Here is a 25,701-nt window from a genome sequence, read left to right on the forward strand (position 1 = left end):
CTTTTAGAGCATGCGTTCCAGGCCAACGCTGGTGGCAAACCAGGCATTGAAGCGCCGCCACCAGTTGCCCGGCTCGCGGGTCAGGGTGTGCATCTGGCCGTTATCCTCGGTCACCCACACCACGTTGCCACCCTGCAGTTGCGCCTCATAACTCAACGCTGGCGCCATGCCTTGCAGCGCCAGGTTGCGCACGTGTTCGGCCAGCTCCGGGCTGTCGACCAGTACGCCCACTTCGGTGTTCCACAGCACCGAGCGCGGGTCGAAGTTGAATGAGCCGATAAACGACTTCTCCCGATCAAAGATCATCGCCTTGCTGTGCAGGCTGGAGTCCGAGCCCCGGAAACTGCCGCGCCGGAACAGGTGCGGCCCGCTGCCGGCACTGGGGTCGCCGGGCTGGCGACGCAGTTCATAGAGTTTCACGCCGTGTTCCAGCAACGCCTTGCGATAGGGCGCGTAGCCGCCGTGCACGGCCGGCACGTCGGTGGCTTCCAGCGAGTTGGTCAGCAGGCTCACCGACACGCCGGCGTCGGCGCGTCCGGTCAGGTACACCAGGCCCGGCTGGCCGGGCACGAAGTACGCCGAGATCATCATCAGCTCTTGCTTGACGCCCTCCAGCTCCGGCGCCAATTGAGTGGTCAGCAGCAGGCGCGGGTCCGGGTCGGCCTTGGCCAGGACCTTGCTCGGCGCGTCCCACAGCGCCTGGTTCCAGGCCCAGATCAGTTCGCGCCGCCAGATGTCCATGCGCGGCTGGGTCTGGTAGGTGCGCAAGCGGTTGTACAGCACGTGATTCTGCTGGCGTGACTCGGCCAGCGAGGCCTCCAGCCGCTTGCGCGCAACCGCCAGGTCACCTTTGGTGGGCACGTTGGAGACAAACTCATCGATGGGTTTGCTCAGGGCGCTGTTCCAGTACTGATCGAAACTGTGGCCCAGTTGCTCGGCCACAGGTCCAACGCTGAGCATGTCGATGTCGGTGAAATTCAGGTTCGGCTCGGCGTCGAAGTACTCGTCCCCCAGATTGCGACCGCCCACGATGGCCACGCTGTTGTCCGCCAGCCATAGCTTGTTGTGCATGCGCCGGTGTTGCAGCGACAGGTTGAACAGGCGGCCCATGGCCCGGGTGACGCCGGTGCTGCGCCCCAGGTGCAGCGGGTTGAACAGGCGAATGTCGATTTTGGGATGGGCGGCGAGGGTGGCGATGATCTGATCGAGGCCATCGCTGGTGGTGTCATCCAGCAGAATGCGGATGCGCACGCCACGGTCGGCGGCCTTGAGCAGCTCATCCACCAGCATGCGCGTGCTGATGCCGTCGTGAACGATGTAGTACTGCAGGTCGAGGCTGCTCTGGGCATTGCGGATCAGCTCGGCGCGGGCCATGAAGGCTTCGCTGCTGTTGGGCAGCAGCCGAAAGCCCGACTGACCCTGATGCGGCGCCGCCTGAGCCTGGATCGAGCGGCCGAATGATGATTGCGCGGCGGGCAGCGCGTCGCTGGGGATACGCGGTGCACTCGTGGTGGCGCAACCGCCCAGCGCCAGGGCGCCCAACAGGCAAAACGGTAAAAGCCGTCGAATCATCAAGGGCGTGGTTTCCAGATCAGGGCGGTTGTCGACATCTGACGGCGAGTTTACGGGAAAGGTCAGTGCGCCGCCTCGGCCAGCAGGGTGATCGCGGCGGCGCCGACCTTGCGCACGGCTTCTTCAATCTGCGGCGTCGGCCTGGCAGCGTAGTTCATGCGCAGGCAATTGCGGTACTTGCCCGACGCAGAAAAGATGCTGCCCACCGCTACCTGCACGCCTTGTTCGACGAGGACGCGGTTGAGCTTCAAGGTGTCGAAGCCCTCCGGCAACTCTATCCACAGCATGAAGCTGCCCTGCGGCCGGCTGGCGCGGGTGCCAGCGGGGAAATAGCGGCTGACCCAGTCGAGCATCAGGTCGCGCTGGCGCTGATATTGCGCGCGCATGCGCCGCACGTGCGGTTCGAAATACCCGCCCTTGAGAAATTCGGCAATCGCAATCTGCGGCTGGGTGGCGGTAGAACCTGTGCTGATGTATTTCATGTGCAGCACCCGCTCCAGGTAACGGCCCGGCGCCACCCAGCCAATACGCAGGCCCGGCGCCAGGGTTTTGGAGAACGAACTGCACAGCAGCACGCGACCGTCTTCGTCGAAGGACTTGATGGTGCGCGGGCGCGGGTAGCTATAGGCCAGTTCGCCATACACGTCGTCTTCGATGATCGCGACGTCAAAGCGCTGGGCCAGGGTCAGCAGTGCGCGCTTGCGTGCCTCGGGCATGATGTAGCCCAGCGGGTTGTTGCAGTTTGGGGTCAGTTGAATGACTTTGATCGGCCACTGTTCCAGGGCCAGCTCAAGCGCTTCCAGGCTGATACCGGTGAGCGGGTCGGTGGGAATTTCCAGGGCTTTCATGCCCAGGCCCTTGAGGGTCTGCATGGCGCCGTGAAAGCTGGGCGAGTCCACCGCCACGATATCGCCGGGTTCGCAAATCGCGTGGATGCTGGCCGACAGCGCTTCGTGGCAGCCGGTGGTGATCACAATGTCGTCGGCGGTCAACTGGCAGCCGGAATCCAGTGACAGCCGCGCAATTTGCTCACGCAGCTCCATACAGCCGAGGATCGTGTCGTAATACAGGCCCGGCAGGTCCTGGCGCCGACTCACGCGGGCGAGGCTGCGCAGCAGCGGTTTGAGGGTGGGCGACAATACATCCGGCATGCCGCGACCTAGCTGTATGACATCCTTGCGCGGCACTGCGCGGATCAGTTCCAGCACCTGATCCCACTGTGAGATCTCAACCGGCCGCTGCGCCGGGCGGCCCACTTCGGGCAGCGCCGGCAGCTCACGGCTCACCGGTACGAAGTAGCCCGACTTGGGCCTGGGCGTCGCCAGGCCGCTGTCTTCCAGCACGCGATAAGCCTGTTGCACGGTGCTCAGGCTGACGCCGTGCTCCACGCTCAAAGCCCGCACTGAAGGAAGACGGTCGCCGGGGCGGTAGAAGCCCTGTTTGATCCGAGTGCCGAGCAATTCGGCAAGATTGACGTAAAGCGTCATGACGGCCATTCCCGGGGACCAATACAGATAGGCGAAAAATACAGGATTCAGCCACAAATAGGCAGCGTCTGTATGGATTTAATAAAGCTGTGTTGGATCTGTATTGGTTTTGCCGCAAGGCCCATGCTTGTCACTCAAGGCAGCGAGCCAACAAAGGGGCAGCAATATGAACGGGATCTGTGATGTGCGGCTGGCGCTACAGGGTCAGGAACTGGAAGCCGGGCAGCGGCGCGTGCGGTCGGCGCCTGCCCGCGAGCGCTGGGATTTGTTCTGGCTGCGTCGCCATACCCGCAAGGCCCTGCTGACGCTGACCCGCGAGCAGTTGCGTGACATCGGCCTGACCGAAGAACAGGCGCGCGAGGAAGGACTCAAGCCGTTCTGGCGCGACTGATCACACCAGTTCTTTGAGACGATGCCAGAGCATGCCAAGGGCCAGCAGCGGTGAGCGCAAATGCTTGCCGCCGGGGAAGGTCATGTGCGGCACCTGGGCGAACAGGTCGAAGCGCCCCTGTTGCTGGCCGCTGATGGCTTCGGCCAGCAGCCTGCCGGCCAGGTGCGTGGCATTGAGGCCGTGCCCCGCGTAGGCCTGGGCGTAATACACATTGGGTTGGTCCGCCAGCCGGCCGATCTGCGGCAGACGGTTGGCGCCGATGCCAATCATGCCGCCCCATTGGTAGTCGATCTTCACGTTGGCCAGTTGCGGGAACACCTTCAGCATCTTGGGCCGCATGTAGGCACCGATATCCTGGGGATCACGCCCGGAATAGTGGCAGGCACCGCCGAACAGCAGGCGGCGGTCGGCAGACAGGCGGAAGTAATCCACTGTCACCCGTTGATCGCATACAGCCATGTTCTGCGGCAACAGCCTGGCAGCCTGCGCCTCGTCCAACGGTTCGGTGGCGATGATGTAGCTGCCGGCGGGCAGCACCTTGCCGCTCAAGTGCGGGTTGAGCCCGTTCAGGTAGGCGTTGCAGGCCAGCACCAGGGTCTTGGCGCGTACCTGGCCGTGGGCGGTGTGCACGGTGACCTCGGGGCCGTAGTCGATGCCCGTGACCTCGGATTGTTCGAACAGTCGCACCCCCAGTTGCTGCGCGGCGTTCGCTTCGCCCAGCGCCAGGTTCAACGGGTGCAGGTGGCCGGAACCCATGTCGATCATGCCGCCTACATAGCGCTCGGAGCCGATCACACTGCCCATCTCTGAGGCTTGCAGCAGGCGCACTTCGTGGCGATAGCCGAGGCTGCGCAGTTCTTCGGCGTCTTCGGCCAGGCCTTGCAGGTCGCGGGGCTTGTTGGCCAGGTCGCAATAGCCCCAGGTGAGATCGCAGGGGATCTGAAAGCGCTCGACGCGTTCACGCACGATTTCCACCGCTTCCAGACCCATGAGTTTCATCTGGCGCACGCCGTCGCTGCCGATCACATTGGCGAACTGGTCCAGGCCATGGCCGACGCCGCGAATCAGCTGACCGCCGTTGCGCCCGCTGGCGCCCCAGCCGATTTTGCGCGCTTCCAGCAACACCACGCTGAAGCCGCGCTCGGCCAGCTCCAGCGCCGTGTTGAGCCCCGAATAACCGCCGCCGATCACGCACACGTCGGCGCTCGCGTCGCCTGCAAGCGCCGGGTAATCGGGCTGCGGCACGCTGCTGGCGGCGTAGTAGGACGTGGTGTGCCGGGCGCTGGTGGTCATGGGAGCCTCCCTGTGTGAAAAATTTGACGCAGGATACAACGGTCGGGCGGAGCTGTCTGTGGGCGGCGTTTTGCGGCAGAATCCACGCCTGTTCGCCGTTTGGTATGGGTTTCGATGAGTTGCAACAGCCAGAAAATCAGCGCACTGCGCAAGCAGATTCCTTCGTTCGAGTGCGTCCCCGGCTGCCATGATTGCTGTGGGCCGGTGACCACCTCGCCCGAGGAAATGTCACGCCTGCCGCGCAAGACGGCTGCCGAACAGGACGCGGCAATGGATGAGCTGAACTGTGTGCACCTGGGCCCCAACGGCTGCACCGTGTATGACGAGCGCCCGCTGATTTGCAGGCTGTTTGGCACAACCAAAACCCTGCCTTGCCCCAATGGGCGGCGGCCGGTGGAGTTGATCCATCCACGGGTGGAAAAGCAGATTCACGCCTACATGGCCAGCACTCGCCAGGTGCTGGTCTAGCAATTGAATGCGCGCGGTTAGTCCGGAATCGGCAGGTTCAGGCTCTCCTTCACCTCTTCCATCACGATATAGCTCTTGGATTCGCGCACATGGGGCAGCTTGAGCAGGATGTCGCCGAGCAATTTGCGGTACGACGCCATCTCGGAAATCCGCGCTTTCACCAGGTAATCGAAGTCGCCTGACACCAAGTGGCACTCCAGCACATGGGGCAGTTTCAGCACCGCGCGGCGGAACTCCTCAAAGGTGTCGCCCGACTTGTAATCCAGGCTGATCTCGACAAATACCAGCAAACTCCCCTTCAAATGCTGCGGATTGAGCCGCGCGTTATAGCCCATGATGATCCCCTCCCGCTCCAGGCGCCGCACCCGCTCGGTACAGGGCGTGGTCGACAGCCCGACCTTTTCCCCCAGCTCCGTGAACGAAATACGCCCATCGGCTTGCAGGATGCGCAGGATATTGCGGTCGATCTTGTCCAGCTCCCGCTTGGTCTGGGTGTTGGTACGCATAGGGGATACGCCTCTGTGAAAAGGGTTTTTGCCGAGAATTGTCGCCAAATATAGGCACTTATATAGTGAAATGCACTGGAGATTCTTTTTTACACTGCGCCCATCATTGCTCCAATAACACACGTCAGCGGCTGAGCCCGCGATGAGGATAAAAAATGCGCGTTCTGGTTTTGGGTAGCGGCGTCATTGGTGTGACCAGTGCCTACTATTTGGCACGGGCCGGCTATGAGGTGGTTGTGGTCGACCGTCAGCCTGCCGCTGCCATGGAAACCAGCTTCGCCAACGCCGGCCAGGTGTCGCCAGGTTATGCCTCGCCATGGGCCGCGCCGGGTGTGCCGCTCAAGGCGATCAAGTGGTTGCTGCAACGCCACGCGCCGCTGGCGATCAAGGCCACTGCCGATATCGACCAATACCTGTGGATGGCGCAGATGCTGCGCAACTGCACGGCCAGCCGCTATGCGGTGAACAAAGAGCGCATGGTGCGCCTGTCCGAGTACAGCCGCGATTGCCTCGACGAATTGCGCGCCGAAACCGGCATTGCCTACGAAGGCCGCAGCCTGGGGACGACGCAGTTGTTCCGCACCCAGGCGCAGCTCGACGGCGCTGCCAAGGACATCGCCGTGCTGCAGGCGTCGGGTGTGCCGTTCGAGTTGCTCGACCGCGCCGGCATCGCCCGCGTTGAGCCGGCCCTGGCCAGTGTCACTGATATTCTTGCCGGCGCCCTGCGCCTGCCGAACGACCAGACCGGCGATTGCCAGCTGTTCACCACGCGCCTGGCTGACATGTGCAGGCAGTTGGGTGTGGAGTTCCGCTTCGAACAGGATATCCAGCGCCTCGACTGGGCCGGCGACCGCGTCAATGGCGTGTGGGTCGACGGCAAGCTGGAAACCGCCGACCGCTACGTACTGGCTTTGGGCAGTTACTCGCCCAAGCTGCTCAAACCGCTGGGCATCAAGGCGCCGGTGTACCCGCTCAAGGGTTACTCGTTGACCGTGCCGATCACCAACCCGGCGATGGCGCCAACGTCGACCATTCTCGACGAGACCTACAAGGTTGCGATCACCCGTTTCGACAACCGCATCCGCGTCGGCGGCATGGCCGAAATAGCCGGTTTTGACCTGTCGCTGAACCCGCGTCGACGCGAAACCCTGGAGATGATCGTCAACGACCTTTATCCTCAGGGCGGCGATCTGGCCCAGGCGAATTTTTGGACCGGCCTGCGCCCGACCACGCCGGATGGCACGCCGATTGTGGGTGCCACCCCGTTCAGGAACCTGTTCCTCAATACCGGCCATGGCACCCTCGGCTGGACCATGGCCTGTGGCTCCGGTCGCTTGCTGGCCGACCTGATCGCGCGTAAAACTCCGCAGATCAGCGCCGAAGGCCTCGATATTTCCCGTTACGGTAGTCACCAGGAGTCCGCAAAACATGTCCATCCAGCGCCAGCTCACCAATGAGCGCATGAGTCAGATTGTGGTCCACAGCGGCACTGTCTATCTGGCGGGGCAGGTCGGCGACGACATGAGCGCCGGTATCGAACAGCAGACCCGCGAAACCCTGGTCAACATCGAGCGTTTGCTGGACCTCGCCGGTACCGACAAAACCCGGTTGCTGTCGGTGACCATCTACCTCAAAGACATCGACGCTGATTTTGCCGGCATGAACGCGGTGTGGGACCAGTGGCTGCCCAAGGGTGTCGCCCCGGCTCGCGCTACGGTTGAGGCCAGGCTGTGCGAACCGGACATTCTGGTAGAGCTGTCCGTCGTGGCTGCGTTGCCATAACTACCGATCCGGCGCCGACGCGTTCAGTCGGTGCCGGTTTTTTTCACCTTGCCGCCTACTGGATAGAAGCCCGCCGCCATGCGTCCTGCCCGTGCCCTCATTGATCTCCAGGCCCTGCGCCACAACTACCAATTGGCCCGTGAGGTCGCGGGAGCCAAGGCCCTTGCGGTGGTCAAGGCCGACGCCTATGGCCACGGCGCCGTGCGCGTGGCCCAGGCGCTGGAAGCCGAAGCCGACGGGTTTGCCGTGGCGTGCATCGAGGAAGCGCTGGAGCTGCGAGCGGCCGGCATTCGTGCGCCGGTGCTGCTGCTGGAAGGGTTTTTCGAAGCCGACGAACTGCCGCTGATCATCGAGCATGATTTCTGGTGCGTGGTGCATTCGCTGTGGCAACTGGAGGCCATCGAACAGGCCCCCTTGAGCAAACCGCTGACCGTCTGGCTCAAGCTCGACTCGGGCATGCACCGCGTCGGCCTGCATCCCGAGGATTACCCGTCGGCTTATCAGCGCCTGCTGGCCAGTGGCAAGGCGGCGAAGATCGTACTCATGAGCCACTTCGCCCGTGCCGATGAACTCGACTGCGTGCGCAGTGATGAACAGGTGGCGGTGTTCGAGGCGGCGCGCCAGGGCTTGTCGGCCGAGGTCAGCCTGCGCAATTCACCGTCGGTGATGGGCTGGCCACAGGTGTCCAGCGACTGGGTACGCCCCGGCATCATGCTGTACGGCGCCACCCCGTTTGGCGAAGACCAGGCCATCGCCGCGCGCCTGCAGCCGGTGATGACCCTGGAGTCGAAGGTGATTTGCGTGCGTGAACTGCCGGCCGGCGAGCCGGTGGGTTACGGCGCCAGGTTCATCACGCCCAGGCCGATGCGCGTCGGCGTGGTTGCCATGGGTTACGCCGATGGTTACCCGCGCCATGCACCTACCGGCACGCCGGTGCTGGTGGCGGGCCAGCGCAGCCAGTTGTTGGGGCGTGTGTCCATGGACATGCTGTGCGTCGATCTCACGGATATCCCGCACGCCGGCCTGGGTTCCACCGTGGAGCTATGGGGCAAACACATTCTTGCCAGTGACGTAGCCGCTGCCGCCGAGACCATCCCCTATCAGATCTTCTGCAATCTGCGCCGCGTGCCAAGGCTCTATTGCGGCGCTTGATCGCAAGCGAGCGAGACGGCCGTCCGGGATTCAGGCCCAAGTGTTGTAAATACTGAACGCTGTCGCCATGATAACGCTCAACTACAACAAAGCCTGAATCCCAGGAGGCACCAGCATTGGACGTCGGCGAACGACTGCAATCCATCCGTAAACTCAAAGGTCTTTCCCAGCGTGAGCTTGCCAAGCGCGCGGGTGTCACCAATAGCACCATTTCGATGATCGAAAAAAACAGCGTCAGCCCCTCGATCAGCTCCTTGCGCAAGGTGCTGGGCGGCATCCCCATGTCCATGGTCGAGTTCTTTTCCGAGGAGATTCTCCAGGAAGTCCCCACGCAGATCGTCTACAAGGCCCACGAGCTGATCGACATTTCCGACGGCGCCGTCACCATGAAGCTGGTCGGCCGGGCGCACCCCAGCCGGGCGATTGCGTTTCTCAACGAGATCTACCCGCCGGGCGCCGACACGGGCGAAGAAATGCTCACCCACGAAGGCGAAGAAACCGGGATCCTGGTGGAAGGGCGTCTGGAGTTGGTGGTCGGTCTTGAAACGTTTGTGCTCGAAGCGGGCGATAGCTACTACTTCGAGAGCAGCAGACCTCATCGTTTTCGCAACCCGTTCGACGTGCCGGCGCGACTGATCAGCGCAGCCACCCCCGCGAATTTTTAAGCAACGAGGCGCGCTGCCTGCGAAACCCTGGCCGCAGGCGTGAACAGCCACCATGAGGGTGAACGCGTGAACCGGATCAGCAGAATGCTGGCTGCACCAGCCACTTTATTGGCCCTGTGGGCGTTCAGCGCCCAGGCGGCAACCGACGACGACATTGCCAAGCGCCTGGAGCCTGTAGGCCAGGTGTGCGTTCAGGGTAAGGCCTGCACAGGCACGGACGTTGCCGTAACAGCGGGCGGCGCCAGTGCGAGAACGCCGGATGAGGTGATCGCCCAGCATTGCACCGCATGTCACAGCGCCGGCCTGTTGAACGCGCCGAAAATTGGCGATGCGGCAGACTGGGGTAAACGCGCCCAGGAGCAGGGAGGTCTTGATGGCTTGCTTGCCAAAGCCATCACCGGTATCAATGCCATGCCGCCCAAGGGCACCTGCGGGGATTGCTCGGATAACGAACTCAAGGGCGCCATCGAGAAAATGTCTGGGCTGAAATAGTCCGATCTTCGTCAAAAAGCCGCTGCGCCGTGGCTTTTTTGTGAGCGTCATTTGTGTTTCGATGCTGTTCATTGCAGCAAAGACCCGGCAATCTCGGTCCAACCCCACATCATGGAATGTCAGGAGGGTCGGATGGTGCAGTTGTGTTCAATCGAGCAAGCAGTTGACGACGTACTGGCGCGGTTGCCGGCGCATATCCACCTGGGCATCCCCCTGGGTCTGGGCAAACCCAATCAGTTCGTCAATGCGCTTTACCGGCGCATCGCCACGCTGCCGGACCGCGCCTTGACTGTCTACACCGCACTCAGCCTGGGCCGCCCGACGATGGGCGACGGCTTGCAGAAACGCTTCCTCGAACCCTTCATCGAGCGCGTGTTTGGCGATTACCCCGAGCTGGATTTCCTCGCTGACCTGAACAAGGACAGCCTGCCGAAGAACATCCGCGTGCAGCAGTTTTTCATGCAGCCCGGCAGCCTGCTGCACAGTGCGGCCGCGCAGCAGGATTACGTCAGCAGCAACTACAGCCACGCGGCGCGCGATATCAATGCCGCCGGGCTGAACCTGGTGGCGCAACTGGTCGCCAGCAGCCCTGAGCATCCCGACCGCCTGAGTCTGAGCTGCAACCCGGATATTTCCCTCGACCTGTTGCCAATGATCGCCAAGCGCCGCGAAGCCGGGGAAACCATTCTCGTCGTCGGCCAAGTGCACAGCGATTTGCCCTACATGCCCGGCGATGCCGAGCTGGGCATGGACGCCTTCGATTACCTGCTCGACGAGAAAGACAACACCACGCTGTTCTCCACGCCCAATATGCCGGTGGGCTTCCAGGACCACTTTATCGGCGTGCATGCCAGCACCCTGGTGCGCGATGGCGGCACGCTGCAGATCGGCATCGGCTCCATGGGCGACGCATTGACCGCCGCCTTGCTCGCGCGCCAGGCCGATAACGAGGCCTACCGTCTGCTGCTTACCGACCTGAATGTGTACCAGTGGGCACGCCTGATCAGCCGTGAAGGCGGTGTCGATCCCTTCGTCCGTGGCCTCTACGGCTGCAGCGAAATGTTCGTCAACGGCCTGCTGGTGCTGGCGGATGCCGGGATCATACGGCGCAAGGTCTACCCGGATGTGGCGACTCAGGAGCAGGCCAACGCCGGCCTGCTCGATGATGCGGCGCAGCCCGACGGTGTGTCGGTTCACGGCGGCTTCTTCCTGGGCCCGCGCAGTTTTTACCAGCGCCTGCAGGAAATGACGCACGCCAAGCGCCTTGAATTCAACATGACGCGCATCAGCTACATCAACGAACTGTATGGCCAGGAAGAACTCAAGCGCTTGCAACGCCTGGATGCGCGGTTCATCAACAGCGCGATCATGGTGACCCTGCTCGGCGCCGGCGTGGCTGACCAGCTTGAAGACGGCCGGGTACTCAGCGGCGTCGGCGGGCAGTACAACTTCGTCGCCCAAGGGCATGCGCTGGAAGGTGCACGCTCGATCCTGATCCTGCGCAGCTGGCGCGAGTCGGCGGGGGAGGTCAGCTCCAATATCGTCTGGGAATATGGCCACTGCACCATTCCTCGGCACCTGCGCGATATCGTCATCACCGAGTACGGTATCGCCGACCTGCGGGGTCAGACCGATGCCCAGGTGATCGAGGCGCTGCTCAATATCACCGACTCACGGTTCCAGGGTGACCTGATCGAGCGCGCGCAAAAGGCCGGCAAGTTGCCCAGGGATTTCCAGCTGGATCCGCGCTTTCGTGACAACACGCCGGAGCGCTTGAAAGCGATTCAGGCACAGCATGGCCGGTTGTTCCCTGAGTACCCGCTGGGCACGGATTTTACCGACGAAGAACGGGATCTGTTGCGCGCGCTGAATTGGCTCAAGAGCAAATTCAAGCTGACGGAGATTCTTGAGTTGGGCCGTGCGGCGCTGGATGCGCCGGAGCCGCAGGCCTTTCCCAGGCACCTGGAGCGGATGCGCCTGAACAAGCCCGAGGGGTTAAAAGAAGACCTGTATCAGCGCCTGCTGCTCGCGGGCCTCCAGGCCACGGCACACTGAAAGACTCACACAAAACCAAATGTGCGAGGGGGCTTGCTCCCGATGGCGGTGTATCAGTCGTACATTCGGTGACTGACACTCTGCTATCGGGAGCAAACCCCCTCCCACTTTTTAGAGCGGTGTTGGCTCAGATGAAGGTGACGACACCACCGGCCAGGGATTTCACCCGCGCCAGCGATTCAACCCGATAACCCTGCGCATCGAGTTCCGCACGGCCGCCCTGGAACGACTTCTCGATCACGATGCCCAGCCCGGCAACGGTCGCGCCGGCCTGCTTGATGATCGAGATCAGTGCCTGGGAGGCCTTGCCATTGGCCAAAAAGTCATCGATCACCAGTACGCGGTCGCTGCTGGTCAAGTGGCGCGGCGAAATGGCCACGGTGCTTTCGGTCTTCTTGGTGAAGGAATACACGGTCGCCGACAGCAGATTTTCAGTCAGGGTCAGGGACTGCTGCTTGCGGGCGAAAATCACCGGCACGCCGAGGTTCAGGCCGGTCATGATCGCCGGCGCGATGCCCGAGGCTTCGATGGTGACGATCTTGGTAATGCCCGAATCCTTGAACAGCGCGGCGAACTCGTCGCCGATCAGTTTCATCAGCGCCGGATCGATCTGGTGGTTCAAGAAGGCGTCGACCTTGAGAACCTGATCGGAAAGCACGATGCCTTCTTCGCGAATTTTCTTGTGCAGTGCTTCCACGGAAAGCTTCCTCTAATGGCGCGGTCTGCGCCGAAAGTAGATTAAAAAGTAGTCGATTCTAGCGCTTTAACATCGCGCGTATGTCGGCCAGGGCAGTGTTGCCGCGAACGGCCTTGACCTCGGTCGGGGTGTCGTCGTTGCCTTCCCAGGCCAGATCGTCCGGCGGCAGTTCGTCCAGGAACCGGCTGGGGGCGCAATCGATGATTTCGCCGTATTGCTTGCGCTTGGCGGCAAAGGTGAAGGCCAGCGTCTGACGTGCGCGGGTAATGCCCACATAGGCCAGTCGGCGTTCTTCCTCAATGGTGTCGGCTTCGATGCTGGAACGGTGCGGGAGGATTTCCTCCTCCATGCCCATGATGAACACGTAGGGAAATTCCAGGCCTTTGGAGGCATGCAAGGTCATCATCTGCACGCCTTCGGCGCCGTCTTCCTCTTCCTGCTGGCGCTCGAGCATGTCGCGCAGCACCAGCTTGCCGATGGCGTCCTCGACGGTCATTTCGCCGTCTTCGTCTTTTTCCAGGGTGTTCTTCAGCGCGTCGATCAGGAACCAGACGTTGCCCATGCGGTAATCCGCGGCCTTGTCGCTGGAGCTGTTGGTACGCAGCCAGTTCTCGTAATCGATGTCCATGACCATGCTGCGCAGGGCGCTGATCGGGTCTTCGCCGGCGCATTGTTCACGCACCTTGTCCATGAAGCGCTTGAAGCGCGCCAGGCGATCGGTGAAGCGCGTGTCCAGGTGCTCGCCCAGGCCGATTTCATCGGTGGCGGCGTACATCGAGATCTTGCGTTCGGTGGCGTAGTTACCGAGCTTTTCCAGTGTAGTCGAGCCGATTTCCCGGCGTGGGACGTTGATCACCCGCAGGAAGGCGTTGTCGTCATCGGGGTTCACGATCAGCCGGAAGTAGGCCATCAGGTCTTTGACTTCCTGGCGCCCGAAGAAGCTGTTGCCGCCCGACAGGCGATAGGGAATCTGATGGTGCTGCAGCTTCAACTCGATCAGTTTGGCCTGGTAGTTGCCGCGATACAGGATGGCGAAATCGCTGTAGGGCCGGTCGGTCCGCAGGTGCAGCGTGAGCAGTTCAACCGCCACGCGCTCGGCTTCGGCGTCTTCGTTGCGGCAGCGGATCACGCGGATCTCGTCGCCATGGCCCATCTCGCTCCACAGCTGTTTTTCAAACGCGTGAGGGTTGTTGGAGATCAGCACGTTGGCGCACCGCAGGATGCGGCTGGTGGAGCGGTAGTTCTGCTCCAGCATGACGACTTTCAACGACGGGTAGTCGTCCTTGAGCAGCATCAGGTTTTCCGGGCGGGCGCCGCGCCAGGCGTAGATCGACTGGTCATCGTCGCCGACCACGGTGAACTGGTTGCGCGTGCCGATCAGCAGCTTCACCAGCAAGTACTGGCTGGCGTTGGTGTCCTGGTATTCGTCCACCAGCAGGTAGCGCACCTTGTTCTGCCACTTTTCGAGGATGTCCTTGTGTTCCTGGAACAGCTTTACCGGCAGCAGGATCAAGTCGTCGAAGTCCACCGCGTTGAACGCCTTGAGCGTGCGCTGGTAGTGGGTGTAGACGATGGCGGCGGTCTGCTCCTTGGGATTGCGCGCCGCTTCCAGCGCCTCGGCAGGCAGGATCAGGTCGTTTTTCCACGACCCGATCATGTTCTTGATCTCGTCGACGCCGTCGTCGCCCGCGTATTCCTTCTGCATGATGTCGGTCATCAGCGACTTGACGTCCGTCTCGTCGAAGATCGAAAAGCCCGGCTTATAGCCCAGCCGCGCATGCTCCTTGCGGATGATGTTCAGCCCCAGGTTGTGGAACGTACACACGGTGAGCCCACGGCCTTCGCCACCCTTGAGCAGGGTGCCGACGCGCTCTTTCATTTCCCGCGCCGCCTTGTTGGTAAAGGTCATGGCGACGATGTACTGGGCACGGATGCCGCAGTTCTGGATCAGGTGCGCGATCTTGCGGGTGATCACGCTGGTCTTGCCGGAGCCCGCGCCGGCGAGCACCAATAGAGGGCCGCCGACGTAGTTCACGGCTTCTTGCTGCCGGGGATTGAGTCGGGACATACAGAATTCGGGAAGTCGTTGTTCAAAAGGGCGGGCATTTTAACAGGCTGGCAAGATTCTGCTGCTCTGGATCGACGGTGTGACGTACCACTCGATCTAAATTTGCCGGTTTTGTTACTTTGCCGCAGGATGTGACGCGTTTTCAGGACTTTTTCTGACAACTTGCGTATTTGATAACCCCTATCATTGGTGATTATCAGGCCGCACGTCATAATGCCCGCCGCCAACGAAATTTTGCAGAGTCTAGGGAGCTAGCTTGGCTACGCCTGTCGAACCCTTGCGTTTGCTGCTGCTGTCCGATGCGCCTGAGTGGGCAGCCTTGTTGCGCGAGTGCCTGGCGCCGATGGGCGACGCAGCTGTGTTGATCAGCGCGCCCAACTGGGACTCGGTGAGCCGTCTGTTCGATGACGACCACAGCGCCGTGTTGTTGACCACCCCCGGCCTGCAACCCGGGCCAGGCCGCTGCAGCCTGCCGTGCGTATTGTTGCTGGAGCAGGAGCCGCTGGTTTCGCCGCTGGGGGTCAGTGACTGGCTGGTGCGCGATGCACTGGACGCCGGCACGGTGCGCCGTTGCCTGCGCCATGTGCGTGAACGTGGCGTGCTCGAACACACGCTGCAGCGTCTGGCCGAGCAGGACCCGCTCACCGGGATCGCCAACCGCCAGGGCTTCCAGACCCTGTTGGCGGCGCGGCTGGCCGACAATGAAGGACGCGGCCTGGCTCTCGGTCATCTGGACCTCGACAACTTCCGCCATGCCAACGACGCCCTCGGCCATCAGGCCGGCGACCGGCTGATCCTGCAAGTGGTCTCACGGCTCAAGAGCCAACTCGAAGCCGGCGACCAGTTGGCACGCCTGGGCAGCGACGAATTCGCCCTGTTGATCGACACCCGCCGCGCCCCTCAGCGCGCCGAATGGATGGCCGAGCGCATCACCGAGGTCATGGCCGAGCCTTACTGGGTAGACGGTGAAAGCCTGCTGATCGGCTGCAGCCTGGGCGTGGCCCATGCCCGCGCGCGCGCTGGCGCCGACCCGTTGATGTGGCATGCGCACATCGCCATGCAGCAAGCCAAGAGCACCCAGGGCTGCACCTTTCATATCTTCAACGAGCGCATCAACCGTAATGCGCGCAGCCTTGCCGACCTCGAAAGCGAACTGCGCCGCGCCTTGCGCCGTGACGAGCTGGAACTGCATTACCAGCCGCGCCTGGACCTGGGCGACGGCCGTATCGTCGGCCTCGAAGCCCTGGTGCGCTGGCGCCACGGCGAGCGCGGGCTGCTGGCGCCCAGCGAATTCGTGCCCCTGGCCGAACAGAGCGGCCTGATCGTGCCGCTGGGTTACTGGGTGATCTCCCGCGCCCTGCGCGACATGCAGGACCTGCGCGAACGCGGCCTGCCGCCGCTGCACATGGCGGTCAACCTGTCGTTTCGCCAGTTCCAGGACAGCCAGTTGCTGTCCACCCTCAGTCGGCTGATCACCGAGCGTGGCGTGGAAGCGCAATGGCTGGAATTCGAGCTGACCGAAACCGCCGTGATGCGCCGCAGCGACCTGGTCAAGCAGACCATGGACGCCCTCGGCCGCCTCGGCGTGCGGTTTTCCCTGGACGACTTTGGCACTGGCTTTTCGTCGTTCGTGCACCTCAACAGCCTGCCGATTGCCTTGCTGAAGGTCGACAAGAGCTTTGTCGGCGGCATGGAAGAGCGCGAAGAGAACCGCAAGCTGGTCCACGCCATGATCAACCTGGCCCACAACCTCAACCTGGAAGTGGTGGCCGAAGGCGTGGAAACGCCGGAGCAACTGGCGTTGCTGCGCCTGTTCGGCTGCGACCAGGCCCAGGGCTACCTGATCAGCAAGCCGTTACCGTTGCCGGAGTTGGTGCAGTATTTGACTCACGGCAAGGGCCAGCAGGCGCAACTGGGCTGACGTGCAAACCCCATAAACGGTGGGAGAGAGCAAGCCGCTTCCCACCGTTTTAACCAGGCAGTGCCGCCTGCCGAATCATCCGCTTGATCTTCGCTTCAAACGCCCAAGTCAGGCTCACCGCCGCACACGCCAATCCCAGCGCCAGCCCCCACCACACCCCTGTCGGCCCCCAGCCAAAGGTGAACGCCATCAACCACGCCGACGGTGCGCCGATCAGCCAGTAGCAACCGAGCCCCACCAGAAAGGTGGTCTTGGCGTCCTTGAGCCCACGGATGCAGCCCATGGCGATGGTTTGCACACCGTCGAACAGTTCGAACCAGGCCGCCACGGCCAGCAGGCTGACGGCCAGTACGATCACATCGTGGAACGCCGGGTCGTTGTGGTCGAGAAACAGACCAATCAGCGGGTCGGAATACAGCCACAAAACCCCGGCAAACCCCAGCATCACCACGCCGCCAAAGCCCATGCCTACGCGCCCGGCCGTACGCACCTTCAGCAATTGCCCGGCGCCGTAGTGCTGGCCGATGCGCATGGTCACCGCGTAGGACATACCCGCCGGTACCATGAACGCCACCGAGACGATCTGCAGGGCAATCTGATGCGCCGCCAACTGCGTGCTGCCCATGGTGCCCATGCACAGCGCCGCAAAGGCGAACAGCCCGACCTCCACCGCATAGGTGCCGCCAATCGGCAGGCCCAGGCGCCATAGCTCGCGCAGGTAATGGGTATTGAGGCGCAGCAGGCCGGTGCTCAGCGGGTAGGCGGCATAGACGCGGTTGCTGCGGATGTACGCCATCAGGGCCAGCGCCATGCCATTGGCGACAATGGCAGTCACCAGGCCGATGCCCATCAGGCCGAGCTTGGGCAGGCCGAACATGCCTTCGATCAATGCATGGTTGAGCAGGTAGTTGACCACCGTGCCGCCCAGGCTGATCACCATCACGGGCGTCGCCTTGCCGATGGCGCTGGTGAAGCCGCGCAAGGCCATGAAGCTCAGGTAGCCGGGCAGGGCGAACGGCAGCAGGGTCAGGAACTGCCCCGCCGAATGCACGTTGGTTTCGGTCTGGCCGAACATCAGCAGCACCGGCTTGAGGTTCCACAACAGCAAGGCCGCCGCCAGAGCCATCAACCAGGCGAGCCACAGCCCGGCCTGGGTCAGGCGGGTGGCGCCTTCGATATCCCCTGCACCATGACGAATGGCGACCAGCGTGCCCACCGCCGCAATCACGCCGATGCAGAAAATCGCCACGAACGAATAAGTCGCCGCGCCCAGGCCACCACCGGCCAGGGCTTCCGGGCTCAGGCGGGCCATCATCAAGGTGTCGGTCAGCACCATCAGCATGTGCGCCAGCTGTGAGGCGATCAACGGCCCTGACAACCGCAGAATGGCCCAGAGTTCGGTACGTGCCGCAGGCTGCATGATCATCACACTCGAAAAGGCGGAAGGATGGCGAAGGGGGATTCTCGGTGCTTTGCGCGCAATTGTAAAAAGAGATGAATGCAATCGTTTGCGTAATGCCCCTTGATTCTCTCAAGTATTGGCAAACCCCGCCGAAGTAGGTGTGTCGGACCTTCACCCCGACGTTTCCCACTAGATAATTTGCCGAGCATCGCTATGAGATCAGGATGATCCTGGCCTCGGTCAGGAGCTGTCATGTCTCAACCTCGCGCCCGGATTGCCTCACAGTTAGGTCTCGCATTGGCCGTGATTCTGGCTGTCGCCATCGGCGGCAGTACCGTTTTCGCCTTGCGTTCTCTCGACTCCGCCAACCTTGCCACCCGCGAGGAGCATCTGGCCAGCGAGGCGCGATTGCTCGCCGATCAGCTCAATACCTTCCACAGCACCCTGCGCGAGAGCACGCAGCGCCTCACCGGCCTGTTTGAACAGCGCTTCAGCGCCGGGTTGAGCGTGCGCGCCGATCAGATGATCGCCGTGGGCGGCGTGCAGACCCCGAGCCTGTTGCTGGGCAGCGATGTGCTCAACAACAACTTCACGGAAGTGGATGAGTTCAAGCAGATGTCCGGCGGTGTGGCCACGGTGTTCGTGCGCAGCGGCGACGACTTCATCCGCGTCAGCACCTCCCTGACCAAGCAGGACGGCAGCCGCGCCATCGGCACCGTGCTGGACCGCCAGGGCCCGGCCTATCAGCGAGTGCTCAATGGCCAGGTCTATATCGGCCGCGCCGTGTTGTTCGACCGCTCCTACATGACTCAGTACAGCCCGGTGCGCGACAGCAGCGGCAAGGTCATCGCCGTGCTGTTCATCGGCTTTGACTACACCGATGCGCAGGCCGCGCAGTTCGAAAACCTCAAGCGCTTCCGCATCGGCCAGACCGGTTCCCTGGCCCTGCTCGACGAACAGAAGCACTGGCTGGTGCCGCCCGCTGGCGTGCAGGCGCCGGATCAAGCCGTGCCGGTGATGCTGGACCTGGCGAAAAAGCCTGGCGCCGGCCGCTTCTGGAGTGACAAAAACGAAGATTTCTACAGCGTGTCGGTGCCCTTCGAAGGCGGCCCCTGGGCCGTGGTGGCGAGCATGCCGAAAGCCGAAATTCGTGCCGTGACCTGGGAAGTCGGCATGCGGCTGGTGATCGGCAGTGTGCTGGCGATGTTGCTGGCGGTGGGCGCAATCGTGTGGCTGTTGCGCAGCAAGCTGGCGCCGCTGAGCGACCTGGTGCGTCAGGCCGAAGCCTTGGGTGCGGGCGATTTGAGCGCACGCCTCAACGTCTCCAGCCATGACGAGATCGGCCAGTTGGCGCGCAGCTTCAACCAGATGGGCGAAGCGCTGTCGACCATGGTGTCGCAGATCCGCAAGGCGGCCGAAGAGGTCAACAGCCGTGCCCAGGCGTTGTCCGGGTTGTCGGGCAGTGCCTATGAAGGCATGGAGCAGCAGTCGGGTGAGATCACCAGCATGGCCGGCGCGGTGGAGGAGTTCAGCGCCACCTCCCTGAACATCGCCGACAACATGGGCAACACCGAGCGTCTCGCCCAGGAAAACGCCCAGCAAACCCGCATCGGCCGTACCTCGATGCAAGAGGCGTCGTCGTCTCTGGAACATATCGCCACCGCCCTGAACAGCACCGCCACGGTGATCAATACCCTCGGCCAGCGCTCCGAGGAAATCGGCGGCATTGTCGGTGTGATCACCGCCATCGCCGAACAGACCAACCTGCTGGCGCTCAACGCGGCCATCGAAGCTGCCCGCGCCGGTGAGCAAGGCCGTGGCTTCGCCGTGGTCGCCGACGAGGTGCGCAACCTGGCCTCGCGCACCCGCCAGGCCACCGATGAAATTTCCGTGATGATCCAGAGCATCCAGCAGGAAACCGGTAACGCCATCAGCACCATGGAACAAGGCAATGTCCTGATGCAGGAAGGCCTGTCGCGCAACGCCGACGTGGCCTCGGCCCTGGCGCGTATCGACGAGCAAAGCCGCTCGGCCGGTCAGCAGTTTGCCGCCATCACCACGGCTACCCAAGAGCAGAGCAGCACTGCGACGCTGCTCAGCAGCAATCTGCAGAGCATTGCGATGGCCAACAGCGAGCAGCGCGAAGTGGTGTCGAACCTGGCGATTACCGCCAAGGAGCTGGAGACGTTGGCGGCAGGCTTGCGCCATGAAGTGGACCGGTTCCGCTAAGACCTTACAGACACAATCAACTGTGGGAGGGGGCTTGCCCTAATGCCCCCTGTAGGAGCGGGCTTGCCCGCGACAGCGGTGGATCAGTCAACGTCAATGTTGGCTGGGCCGACGTCTCCGCGGGCAAGCCCGCTCCCACAGTTGAGCCTGCGCCAAGGCTCAAGTGAGTGCTGCCGGGCGGTATTGCAGTGCCTCTTGCAGATGGTGACGCGCGATGGCGTCTTGTTGTTCCAGGTCCGCCAGCGTGCGCGCCACCTTGAGCAGCCGATGCGCCGCACGCAGGGACAACGTCAGCCGTTCGCAGGCCGTCTCCAGCCAGCGCTCGTCGACCTTTGCCAGCGTGCAATGCTCGCGCAATCCCGGCAGGTCCAGAAAGGCATTTGCACACCCCTGGCGTTGCTGTTGACGCTCACGGGCCTCGGCTACTCGCGCCGAGGCGGTGGCTGTTGTGTCACCGCCGTGTTGAATGGGGTTGAGCGCTGTGGTCTCCCGTGCCACTGTCAGGTGCAGGTCGATCCGGTCCAGCAACGGTCCGGAGAGCTTGTTGCGATAGCGCTGAACCTGTTCCGGCGTACAGCGACAGCGACCACTGGGCTCACCCATATACCCGCAGGGGCACGGGTTCATCGCCGCCACCAGTTGAAAGCGCGCCGGGAAGCTCACGCGGTCGCGGGCACGGGAGATCACGATGTGTCCCGACTCCAAAGGTTCGCGCAGCACCTCCAGCACCTTGCGATCAAACTCCGGCAATTCATCAAGGAACAGCACGCCATGGTGCGCCAGGGTGATTTCACCCGGTTGCGGTTTTGACCCGCCGCCCACCAGCGCCGGGCCGGATGCAGAGTGATGGGGTTGGCGAAACGGGCGATTGGGCCAATGGCTCAAGGGCGCCAGGCTGACGACCGATTGAATCGCCGCGACTTCCAGCGCCTCCTGCTCACTCAGCGGGGGTAACAGACCGGGCAGGCGACTGGCGAGCAAGGTCTTGCCGGTGCCGGGCGGGCCGCTGAGCAGCAGGTTATGCGCGCCCGCCGCCGCGATCAGCAAGGCGCGCTTGGCCGAGAGCTGGCCCTGCACTTCGCTCAGGTCCGGATACGGCTTGTTCAGGTACTGCAAGCCGTCTGACTTGTAGGGCTCAATCGGCACATGCCCATTCAGGTGCGCGACCACCTGCAACAGGTGATCCACCGCTATGACCTTCAACCCCGATGCCAGGCAGGCCTCCTCGGCATTCGCCCGCGGCACTATCAAGGTGCGCCCGGCCTTGCGCGCAGCCAGCGCCGCCGGCAGCACGCCTTTGACGGCGCGCACCTCGCCGGACAACGCCAATTCCCCGAGGCACTCCACGTCATCGAGCATCAACGTCGGCACCTGCACACTGGCCGCCAGAATGCCCAGCGCAATCGCTAAATCAAAACGCCCGCCGTCCTTGGGCAGGTCGGCGGGCGCGAGGTTGAGGGTGATGCGGCGCGACGGGTATTGCAGGGCCGAATTGAGAATGGCGCTGCGTACGCGGTCCTTGCTTTCCTTGACGGCGGTTTCGGGCAACCCCACCAGCGTCAGGGACGGCAAACCATTGGCCATATGCACCTCGACGGTGACGGCAGGCGCTTCGACGCCAACCTGGGCGCGGCTGTGGACGATGGCGAGGGACATGCTCGTTCCTTGAAATGGATGGCCGCTTTGTGCGGGTTTTTCAAGGGTAGACGAGACTGGACAGAGCGAGGCGAGGAGGTTTTACAGAACGTATCCGGTGCACGACACAGGATAAATGTGGGAGGGGCTGGCTCCCGATGGCAGTGTGTCAGGCGTCTATGGGGTGTATGACACGCCGATATTGGGAGCCAGCCCTCCCGCAATTTTCGCGGTTATTCAGCGGCAGTGGGTGTCAGCCGCGCCTCCAGCTCCGCCACCTTCGCCTCCAGGCTCTCCAACCGCGCACGCGTGCGGGCCAATACCACCATCTGGCTGTCAAATTCTTCGCGGCTTACCAGGTCGAGTTTGCTGAAGCCACTTTGCAGCAATGCCTTGAACTGGCTTTCGATTTCATTGCGGGGCAGCGGGGTGTCGCCGCTGAACAGGCGAGAGGCGTGGCCGCTCAGGGCGTCGAGGAAGTCTTTGGGCGCGAGCATGGGAAATATTCCGGAATAACTGTTGGCCGGCAGTGTATCACGCAGCGTCTATAGTCTTTTTCAAACGCGCAGACGCACGCTTTTCGCGCATCGCGCCGGGCGGCTGCGCACTGTTTTTGTGCGCATTGCGACCGCCAGGCTCACGTGCGTTGCGGCATAAACGGGCAAATGGCTGATTTAAGTGGTTTTTACGGAGCTGGCAAGGTTTCTGCTTAGTCGATCATGACCCATGCACTGATGCAGTCGTTGTGACGAATGCAGTGCGCCGATGGATCAGGGGTACAGGTTTCGTCACCAGTGGTTTGCTTGCGTTGCAACGGTGAATGCCGAGGCAACGATGCGTTACAAAGCCAGGCACTGCGCTTAGACTTGAGTCGGGTTTGTTTTCCTGGGGCAAGTCCACCAATTCGGGAGAGAGTTTTCATGAAGCTAGTCACTGCCATCATCAAGCCGTTCAAGTTGGACGATGTCCGCGAGTCATTGTCCGAGATCGGCGTGCAGGGCATTACCGTTACTGAGGTCAAAGGCTTCGGTCGGCAGAAGGGTCACACCGAGCTGTATCGCGGCGCGGAATACGTGGTGGATTTCCTGCCGAAGGTGAAGATTGATGTCGCCATTGACGACAAGGATCTTGACCGGGTTATCGAAGCGATAACCAAGGCCGCCAACACCGGCAAGATCGGTGACGGCAAGATCTTCGTGGTCAATCTGGAACAGGCTATTCGCATCCGTACCGGCGAAACCGATACCGACGCAATCTAAGCCGCCAAACCCCAACGCCCCAGGAGAAAACAATATGACTCTGCGTAAACTCGCAGGGCTCGGAGCCCTGTTGTCCATCGTAATGCCAAGCCTGGCCATGGCGGCAGACGAAGTGGCGGCTCCAGTCCTCAACTCCGGCGACACCGCCTGGATGCTGACCGCCACCGCCCTGGTGCTGTTCATGACCATCCCGGGCCTTGCGCTGTTCTACGGCGGCATGGTCCGCTCCAAAAATATTCTGTCGGTGATGATGCAGTGCTTTGCCATCACTGGCCTGATCAGCATCCTGTGGGTCGTCTACGGCTACAGCATCGCGTTCGATACCACCGGTATGGAACAGGGCGTGGTCAACTTCAACTCCTTCTTCGGCGGCATGGGCAAGGCGTTCCTGGCGGGCGTGACCCCGGCCAGCATCACCGGGCCTGCGGCGCTGTTCCCCGAAGCAGTGTTCATCACCTTCCAGATGACCTTCGCCATCATCACCCCGGCGCTGATCGTCGGTGCATTCGCCGAGCGCATGAAATTCTCCGCGATGCTGATCTTCATGGCCATCTGGTTCACCCTGGTCTATGCGCCGATTGCGCACATGGTCTGGAGTGGTAATGGCGGCCTGCTGTGGGACTGGGGCGTGCTGGACTTCGCCGGCGGCACCGTGGTGCACATCAACGCCGGTGTGGCTGGCCTGGTGGCGTGCATCGTGCTCGGCAAGCGTAAAGGTTTCCCGACCACCCCGATGGCTCCGCACAACCTGGGTTACACGCTGGTGGGCGCGGCGATGCTGTGGATCGGCTGGTTCGGTTTCAACGCCGGTTCCGCGGCTGCGGCCAATGGCACCGCTGGCATGGCGATGCTGGTGACCCAGATCGCTACCGCTGCCGCGGCGCTGGGCTGGATGTTCGCCGAGTGGATCGCGCACGGTAAGCCAAGCGCACTGGGTATTGCCTCGGGTGTTGTCGCCGGTCTGGTTGCCGTTACGCCGGCTGCCGGTACCGTGGGCCCGATGGGCGCGCTGATCATCGGCCTGGCGGCCGGTGTCATCTGCTTCTTCTGCGCCACCACGCTCAAGCGCAAACTGGGCTACGACGACTCCCTGGACGCCTTCGGCGTGCACGGTATCGGCGGTATCGTTGGTGCGATCCTCACCGGTGTATTCGCAGCCCCTGCATTGGGCGGCTTCGGCACTGTGACCGACATCGCTGCACAGGTCTGGATTCAGTGCAAAGGCGTCGGTTTCACGGTGATCTACACAGCCATTGTGACCTTCGTCATCCTCAAGGTACTCGACATGGTCATGGGCCTGCGGGTTACCGAAGAAGAAGAGGCGGTGGGCCTTGACCTGGCGCAACACAACGAGCGTGGTTACAACTTGTAAGCATGCGAAAAAAACTGCCCGGCTTGCCGGGCATTTTTTTGTCTGGCGTTTGTCAGTCATAACATGCTGTACCGGTTTTTGCGCCGAGTTTGTAATGGGGCGCACTCGGTGCTTTCAAGGGTGCGAAAGTCTTACAGGCATGTAGGCGTATTCGGCACTTTGTTTTTTCCCAGAGCGCGCTAGAATGCGCGCCGATGGGCGGAGAACTGTATGTGGCAACAGACCCTGATTACCCTGCGGGCCAAGCCTCGGGGCTTTCACCTGGTGACCGACGAGCTGCTTGCCGGCTTGCCTGAGCTGAAGTCGTGTCGCGTGGGCCTGTTGCATCTGTGGCTGCAGCACACCTCGGCCTCGTTGACGGTCAACGAGAATGCCGACCCGGCGGTACGTCGTGACTTCGAACGGTTTTTCAACTCGCTGGTGCCGCAAGGTCGTTCCGGGTTCGAACACAATGACGAAGGACCGGATGATCTGCCTGCGCACTTCAAGGCCAGTCTGCTGGGCTGCCAGTTGAGTCTGCCGGTAAGCGCCGGCCGCTTGGCGATGGGGACCTGGCAAGGTGTTTATCTGGGCGAGCACCGTGATCAAGGCGGTGCTCGAAAAGTCCTCGCCACGTTGTACGGTGACGAGGCGTAAGCCACTGGTTATCCGGTGGATGTGATTTTTTTCCGGCGACCTCGACAGAGGATAAAGCTGGGCTATAACTAATCTGCTTTTCGCAAGTCATGAGGTAGAACATGAGCGACGATGATCTGGAACAAGACGACCTCGAAGTAGGTGATGAAGACGACACCGAAGAAGGTCTTGAGGCAGCGGCTGAAGACGTTGCCGACGAGGCCGATGATGGCGGTGGCGATGATGCGGCGCCCAAGGCCAAAGGCAAAGCCAAGGCTGCCGTGTCGGTAGACGAGTTGCCGAGCGTTGAAGCCAAGAACAAAGAGCGCGATGCCCTGGCCCGTGCGATGGAAGAGTTCCTCGCCAAAGGCGGCAAAGTGGTCGAGGTCGAGCCCAATGTCGTAGCGGATCCGCCGAAAAAACCGGATAACAAGTACGGCAGCCGACCTATCTGAGGTCAGCTACCTGCCTGTAGGAAAAAGCCCGCCGTCGCTGCGGGCTTTTTCATGCCTGTGTCTAGTCCTGAAATAGGTTTACACCTGTTTCAGTCTCAAAACGCCTGATGCACCGCATCGGGCGTTTTGTATTTCAGGGATAAGTGCGGCCGCTCCCCGTTGTAGATCAGCACCGACTCATCCAC

General features: G+C 62.2%; 23 protein-coding genes. 14 read left to right on the forward strand and 9 right to left on the reverse strand.

Translation table 11 applies throughout. The features are described from left to right. Window positions 1–3: 3 nt before the first annotated feature. A complete protein-coding gene (locus LUB09_RS08320) occupies window positions 4–1,572 on the reverse strand; it encodes a phospholipase D family protein (protein WP_231422311.1) in 1,569 nt (522 codons plus the stop codon). 62 nt (window positions 1,573–1,634) lie between these two features. Further along, window positions 1,635–3,059, reverse strand: a complete 1,425-nt coding sequence (locus tag LUB09_RS08325; protein WP_231422312.1) for an aminotransferase-like domain-containing protein — start codon at window positions 3,057–3,059, stop codon at window positions 1,635–1,637. 166 nt (window positions 3,060–3,225) lie between these two features. On the opposite strand from LUB09_RS08325, the gene LUB09_RS08330 reads away from it, so the two are divergent. Continuing rightward, a complete protein-coding gene (locus LUB09_RS08330) occupies window positions 3,226–3,450 on the forward strand; it encodes a DUF1127 domain-containing protein (RefSeq protein WP_209986423.1) in 225 nt (74 codons plus the stop codon). Here the strand turns inward: LUB09_RS08330 and LUB09_RS08335 are convergent, their stop codons facing one another. Then, entirely contained in the window at window positions 3,451–4,743 is a 1,293-nt protein-coding gene (locus tag LUB09_RS08335) for an NAD(P)/FAD-dependent oxidoreductase (RefSeq protein ID WP_209986418.1), read from the reverse strand. A 114-nt stretch (window positions 4,744–4,857) separates the two neighbouring features. Here LUB09_RS08335 and LUB09_RS08340 point away from each other — a divergent pair, with 114 nt between their 5' ends. Then, a complete protein-coding gene (locus LUB09_RS08340) occupies window positions 4,858–5,211 on the forward strand; it encodes a YkgJ family cysteine cluster protein (RefSeq protein WP_209986414.1) in 354 nt (117 codons plus the stop codon). Window positions 5,212–5,228: 17 nt separating this feature from the next. On the opposite strand, the gene LUB09_RS08345 is transcribed toward LUB09_RS08340, so the two are convergent. Then, window positions 5,229–5,717 carry an Lrp/AsnC ligand binding domain-containing protein gene (locus LUB09_RS08345; RefSeq protein ID WP_003206849.1) on the reverse strand — a complete coding sequence of 163 codons (489 nt, stop codon included), beginning with the start codon at window positions 5,715–5,717 and terminating at the stop codon, window positions 5,229–5,231. Window positions 5,718–5,872: 155 nt separating this feature from the next. Between LUB09_RS08345 and dadA the strand changes: the two genes are divergently transcribed. The 6 genes from dadA to LUB09_RS08375 all read left to right on the forward strand — a co-directional run bounded on the left by dadA (window position 5,873) and on the right by LUB09_RS08375 (window position 11,863). Continuing rightward, window positions 5,873–7,174: a D-amino acid dehydrogenase gene (gene dadA / locus LUB09_RS08350; RefSeq protein WP_231422313.1), complete on the forward strand. Its 1,302-nt coding sequence runs from the start codon at window positions 5,873–5,875 to the stop codon at window positions 7,172–7,174. Then, on the forward strand, window positions 7,146–7,499 hold the full coding sequence (locus LUB09_RS08355) for a RidA family protein (RefSeq protein WP_231422314.1): 354 nt from the start codon (window positions 7,146–7,148) through the stop codon (window positions 7,497–7,499). Before dadA ends, LUB09_RS08355 begins: the two co-directional genes overlap by 29 nt. A gap of 78 nt (window positions 7,500–7,577) precedes the next feature. Continuing rightward, the gene (alr, locus tag LUB09_RS08360) at window positions 7,578–8,651 is read left to right on the forward strand and encodes an alanine racemase (protein WP_231422315.1); all 1,074 of its coding nucleotides are present in this window, start codon (window positions 7,578–7,580) and stop codon (window positions 8,649–8,651) included. A gap of 116 nt (window positions 8,652–8,767) precedes the next feature. Further along, window positions 8,768–9,316 (forward strand): cupin domain-containing protein, encoded by a 549-nt coding sequence (locus tag LUB09_RS08365; protein WP_209986400.1) that lies wholly within the window; start codon window positions 8,768–8,770, stop codon window positions 9,314–9,316. A gap of 84 nt (window positions 9,317–9,400) precedes the next feature. Beyond that, the gene (locus LUB09_RS08370; protein ID WP_231422316.1) at window positions 9,401–9,808 is read left to right on the forward strand and encodes a c-type cytochrome; all 408 of its coding nucleotides are present in this window, start codon (window positions 9,401–9,403) and stop codon (window positions 9,806–9,808) included. 132 nt (window positions 9,809–9,940) lie between these two features. Then, a complete protein-coding gene (locus LUB09_RS08375) occupies window positions 9,941–11,863 on the forward strand; it encodes an acetyl-CoA hydrolase/transferase C-terminal domain-containing protein (protein WP_231422317.1) in 1,923 nt (640 codons plus the stop codon). 127 nt (window positions 11,864–11,990) lie between these two features. Here LUB09_RS08375 and LUB09_RS08380 read toward each other — a convergent pair whose 3' ends face one another. Together LUB09_RS08380 and rep are read right to left on the reverse strand one after the other, a co-directional pair. Beyond that, complete coding sequence (locus tag LUB09_RS08380) at window positions 11,991–12,560, reverse strand: xanthine phosphoribosyltransferase (protein WP_003176890.1); 570 nt, start codon at window positions 12,558–12,560, stop codon at window positions 11,991–11,993. Window positions 12,561–12,618: 58 nt separating this feature from the next. Then, the gene (gene rep / locus LUB09_RS08385; RefSeq protein WP_209986392.1) at window positions 12,619–14,628 is read right to left on the reverse strand and encodes a DNA helicase Rep; all 2,010 of its coding nucleotides are present in this window, start codon (window positions 14,626–14,628) and stop codon (window positions 12,619–12,621) included. Window positions 14,629–14,884: 256 nt separating this feature from the next. Here rep and LUB09_RS08390 point away from each other — a divergent pair, with 256 nt between their 5' ends. Continuing rightward, window positions 14,885–16,549 (forward strand): putative bifunctional diguanylate cyclase/phosphodiesterase, encoded by a 1,665-nt coding sequence (locus LUB09_RS08390; protein WP_209986389.1) that lies wholly within the window; start codon window positions 14,885–14,887, stop codon window positions 16,547–16,549. 49 nt (window positions 16,550–16,598) lie between these two features. On the opposite strand, the gene LUB09_RS08395 is transcribed toward LUB09_RS08390, so the two are convergent. Beyond that, entirely contained in the window at window positions 16,599–17,975 is a 1,377-nt protein-coding gene (locus LUB09_RS08395; RefSeq protein ID WP_231422318.1) for a NorM family multidrug efflux MATE transporter, read from the reverse strand. A 228-nt stretch (window positions 17,976–18,203) separates the two neighbouring features. Here LUB09_RS08395 and LUB09_RS08400 point away from each other — a divergent pair, with 228 nt between their 5' ends. Continuing rightward, entirely contained in the window at window positions 18,204–20,180 is a 1,977-nt protein-coding gene (locus tag LUB09_RS08400) for a methyl-accepting chemotaxis protein (RefSeq protein WP_231422319.1), read from the forward strand. Window positions 20,181–20,339: 159 nt separating this feature from the next. Here the strand turns inward: LUB09_RS08400 and LUB09_RS08405 are convergent, their stop codons facing one another. Next, window positions 20,340–21,836, reverse strand: a complete 1,497-nt coding sequence (locus LUB09_RS08405; RefSeq protein WP_231422320.1) for a YifB family Mg chelatase-like AAA ATPase — start codon at window positions 21,834–21,836, stop codon at window positions 20,340–20,342. A gap of 212 nt (window positions 21,837–22,048) precedes the next feature. After that, the gene (locus LUB09_RS08410) at window positions 22,049–22,312 is read right to left on the reverse strand and encodes an accessory factor UbiK family protein (RefSeq protein WP_209986328.1); all 264 of its coding nucleotides are present in this window, start codon (window positions 22,310–22,312) and stop codon (window positions 22,049–22,051) included. Window positions 22,313–22,735: 423 nt separating this feature from the next. Between LUB09_RS08410 and glnK the strand changes: the two genes are divergently transcribed. The 4 genes from glnK (at window position 22,736) to sutA (ending at window position 25,516) form a co-directional block, all read left to right on the forward strand. After that, window positions 22,736–23,074 (forward strand): P-II family nitrogen regulator, encoded by a 339-nt coding sequence (gene glnK, locus LUB09_RS08415; RefSeq protein ID WP_002555808.1) that lies wholly within the window; start codon window positions 22,736–22,738, stop codon window positions 23,072–23,074. A gap of 34 nt (window positions 23,075–23,108) precedes the next feature. Continuing rightward, the gene (locus LUB09_RS08420; RefSeq protein ID WP_057006380.1) at window positions 23,109–24,446 is read left to right on the forward strand and encodes an ammonium transporter; all 1,338 of its coding nucleotides are present in this window, start codon (window positions 23,109–23,111) and stop codon (window positions 24,444–24,446) included. Window positions 24,447–24,656: 210 nt separating this feature from the next. After that, window positions 24,657–25,082: a secondary thiamine-phosphate synthase enzyme YjbQ gene (locus LUB09_RS08425; RefSeq protein WP_209986325.1), complete on the forward strand. Its 426-nt coding sequence runs from the start codon at window positions 24,657–24,659 to the stop codon at window positions 25,080–25,082. A 101-nt stretch (window positions 25,083–25,183) separates the two neighbouring features. Continuing rightward, window positions 25,184–25,516, forward strand: coding sequence for a transcriptional regulator SutA (gene sutA, locus LUB09_RS08430; RefSeq protein ID WP_057006382.1), 333 nt, complete (start codon window positions 25,184–25,186; stop codon window positions 25,514–25,516). Window positions 25,517–25,701 lie beyond the last annotated feature (185 nt).

It is taken from the genome of Pseudomonas sp. Leaf59, from assembly GCF_920984685.1.
Lineage (GTDB): Bacteria > Pseudomonadota > Gammaproteobacteria > Pseudomonadales > Pseudomonadaceae > Aquipseudomonas.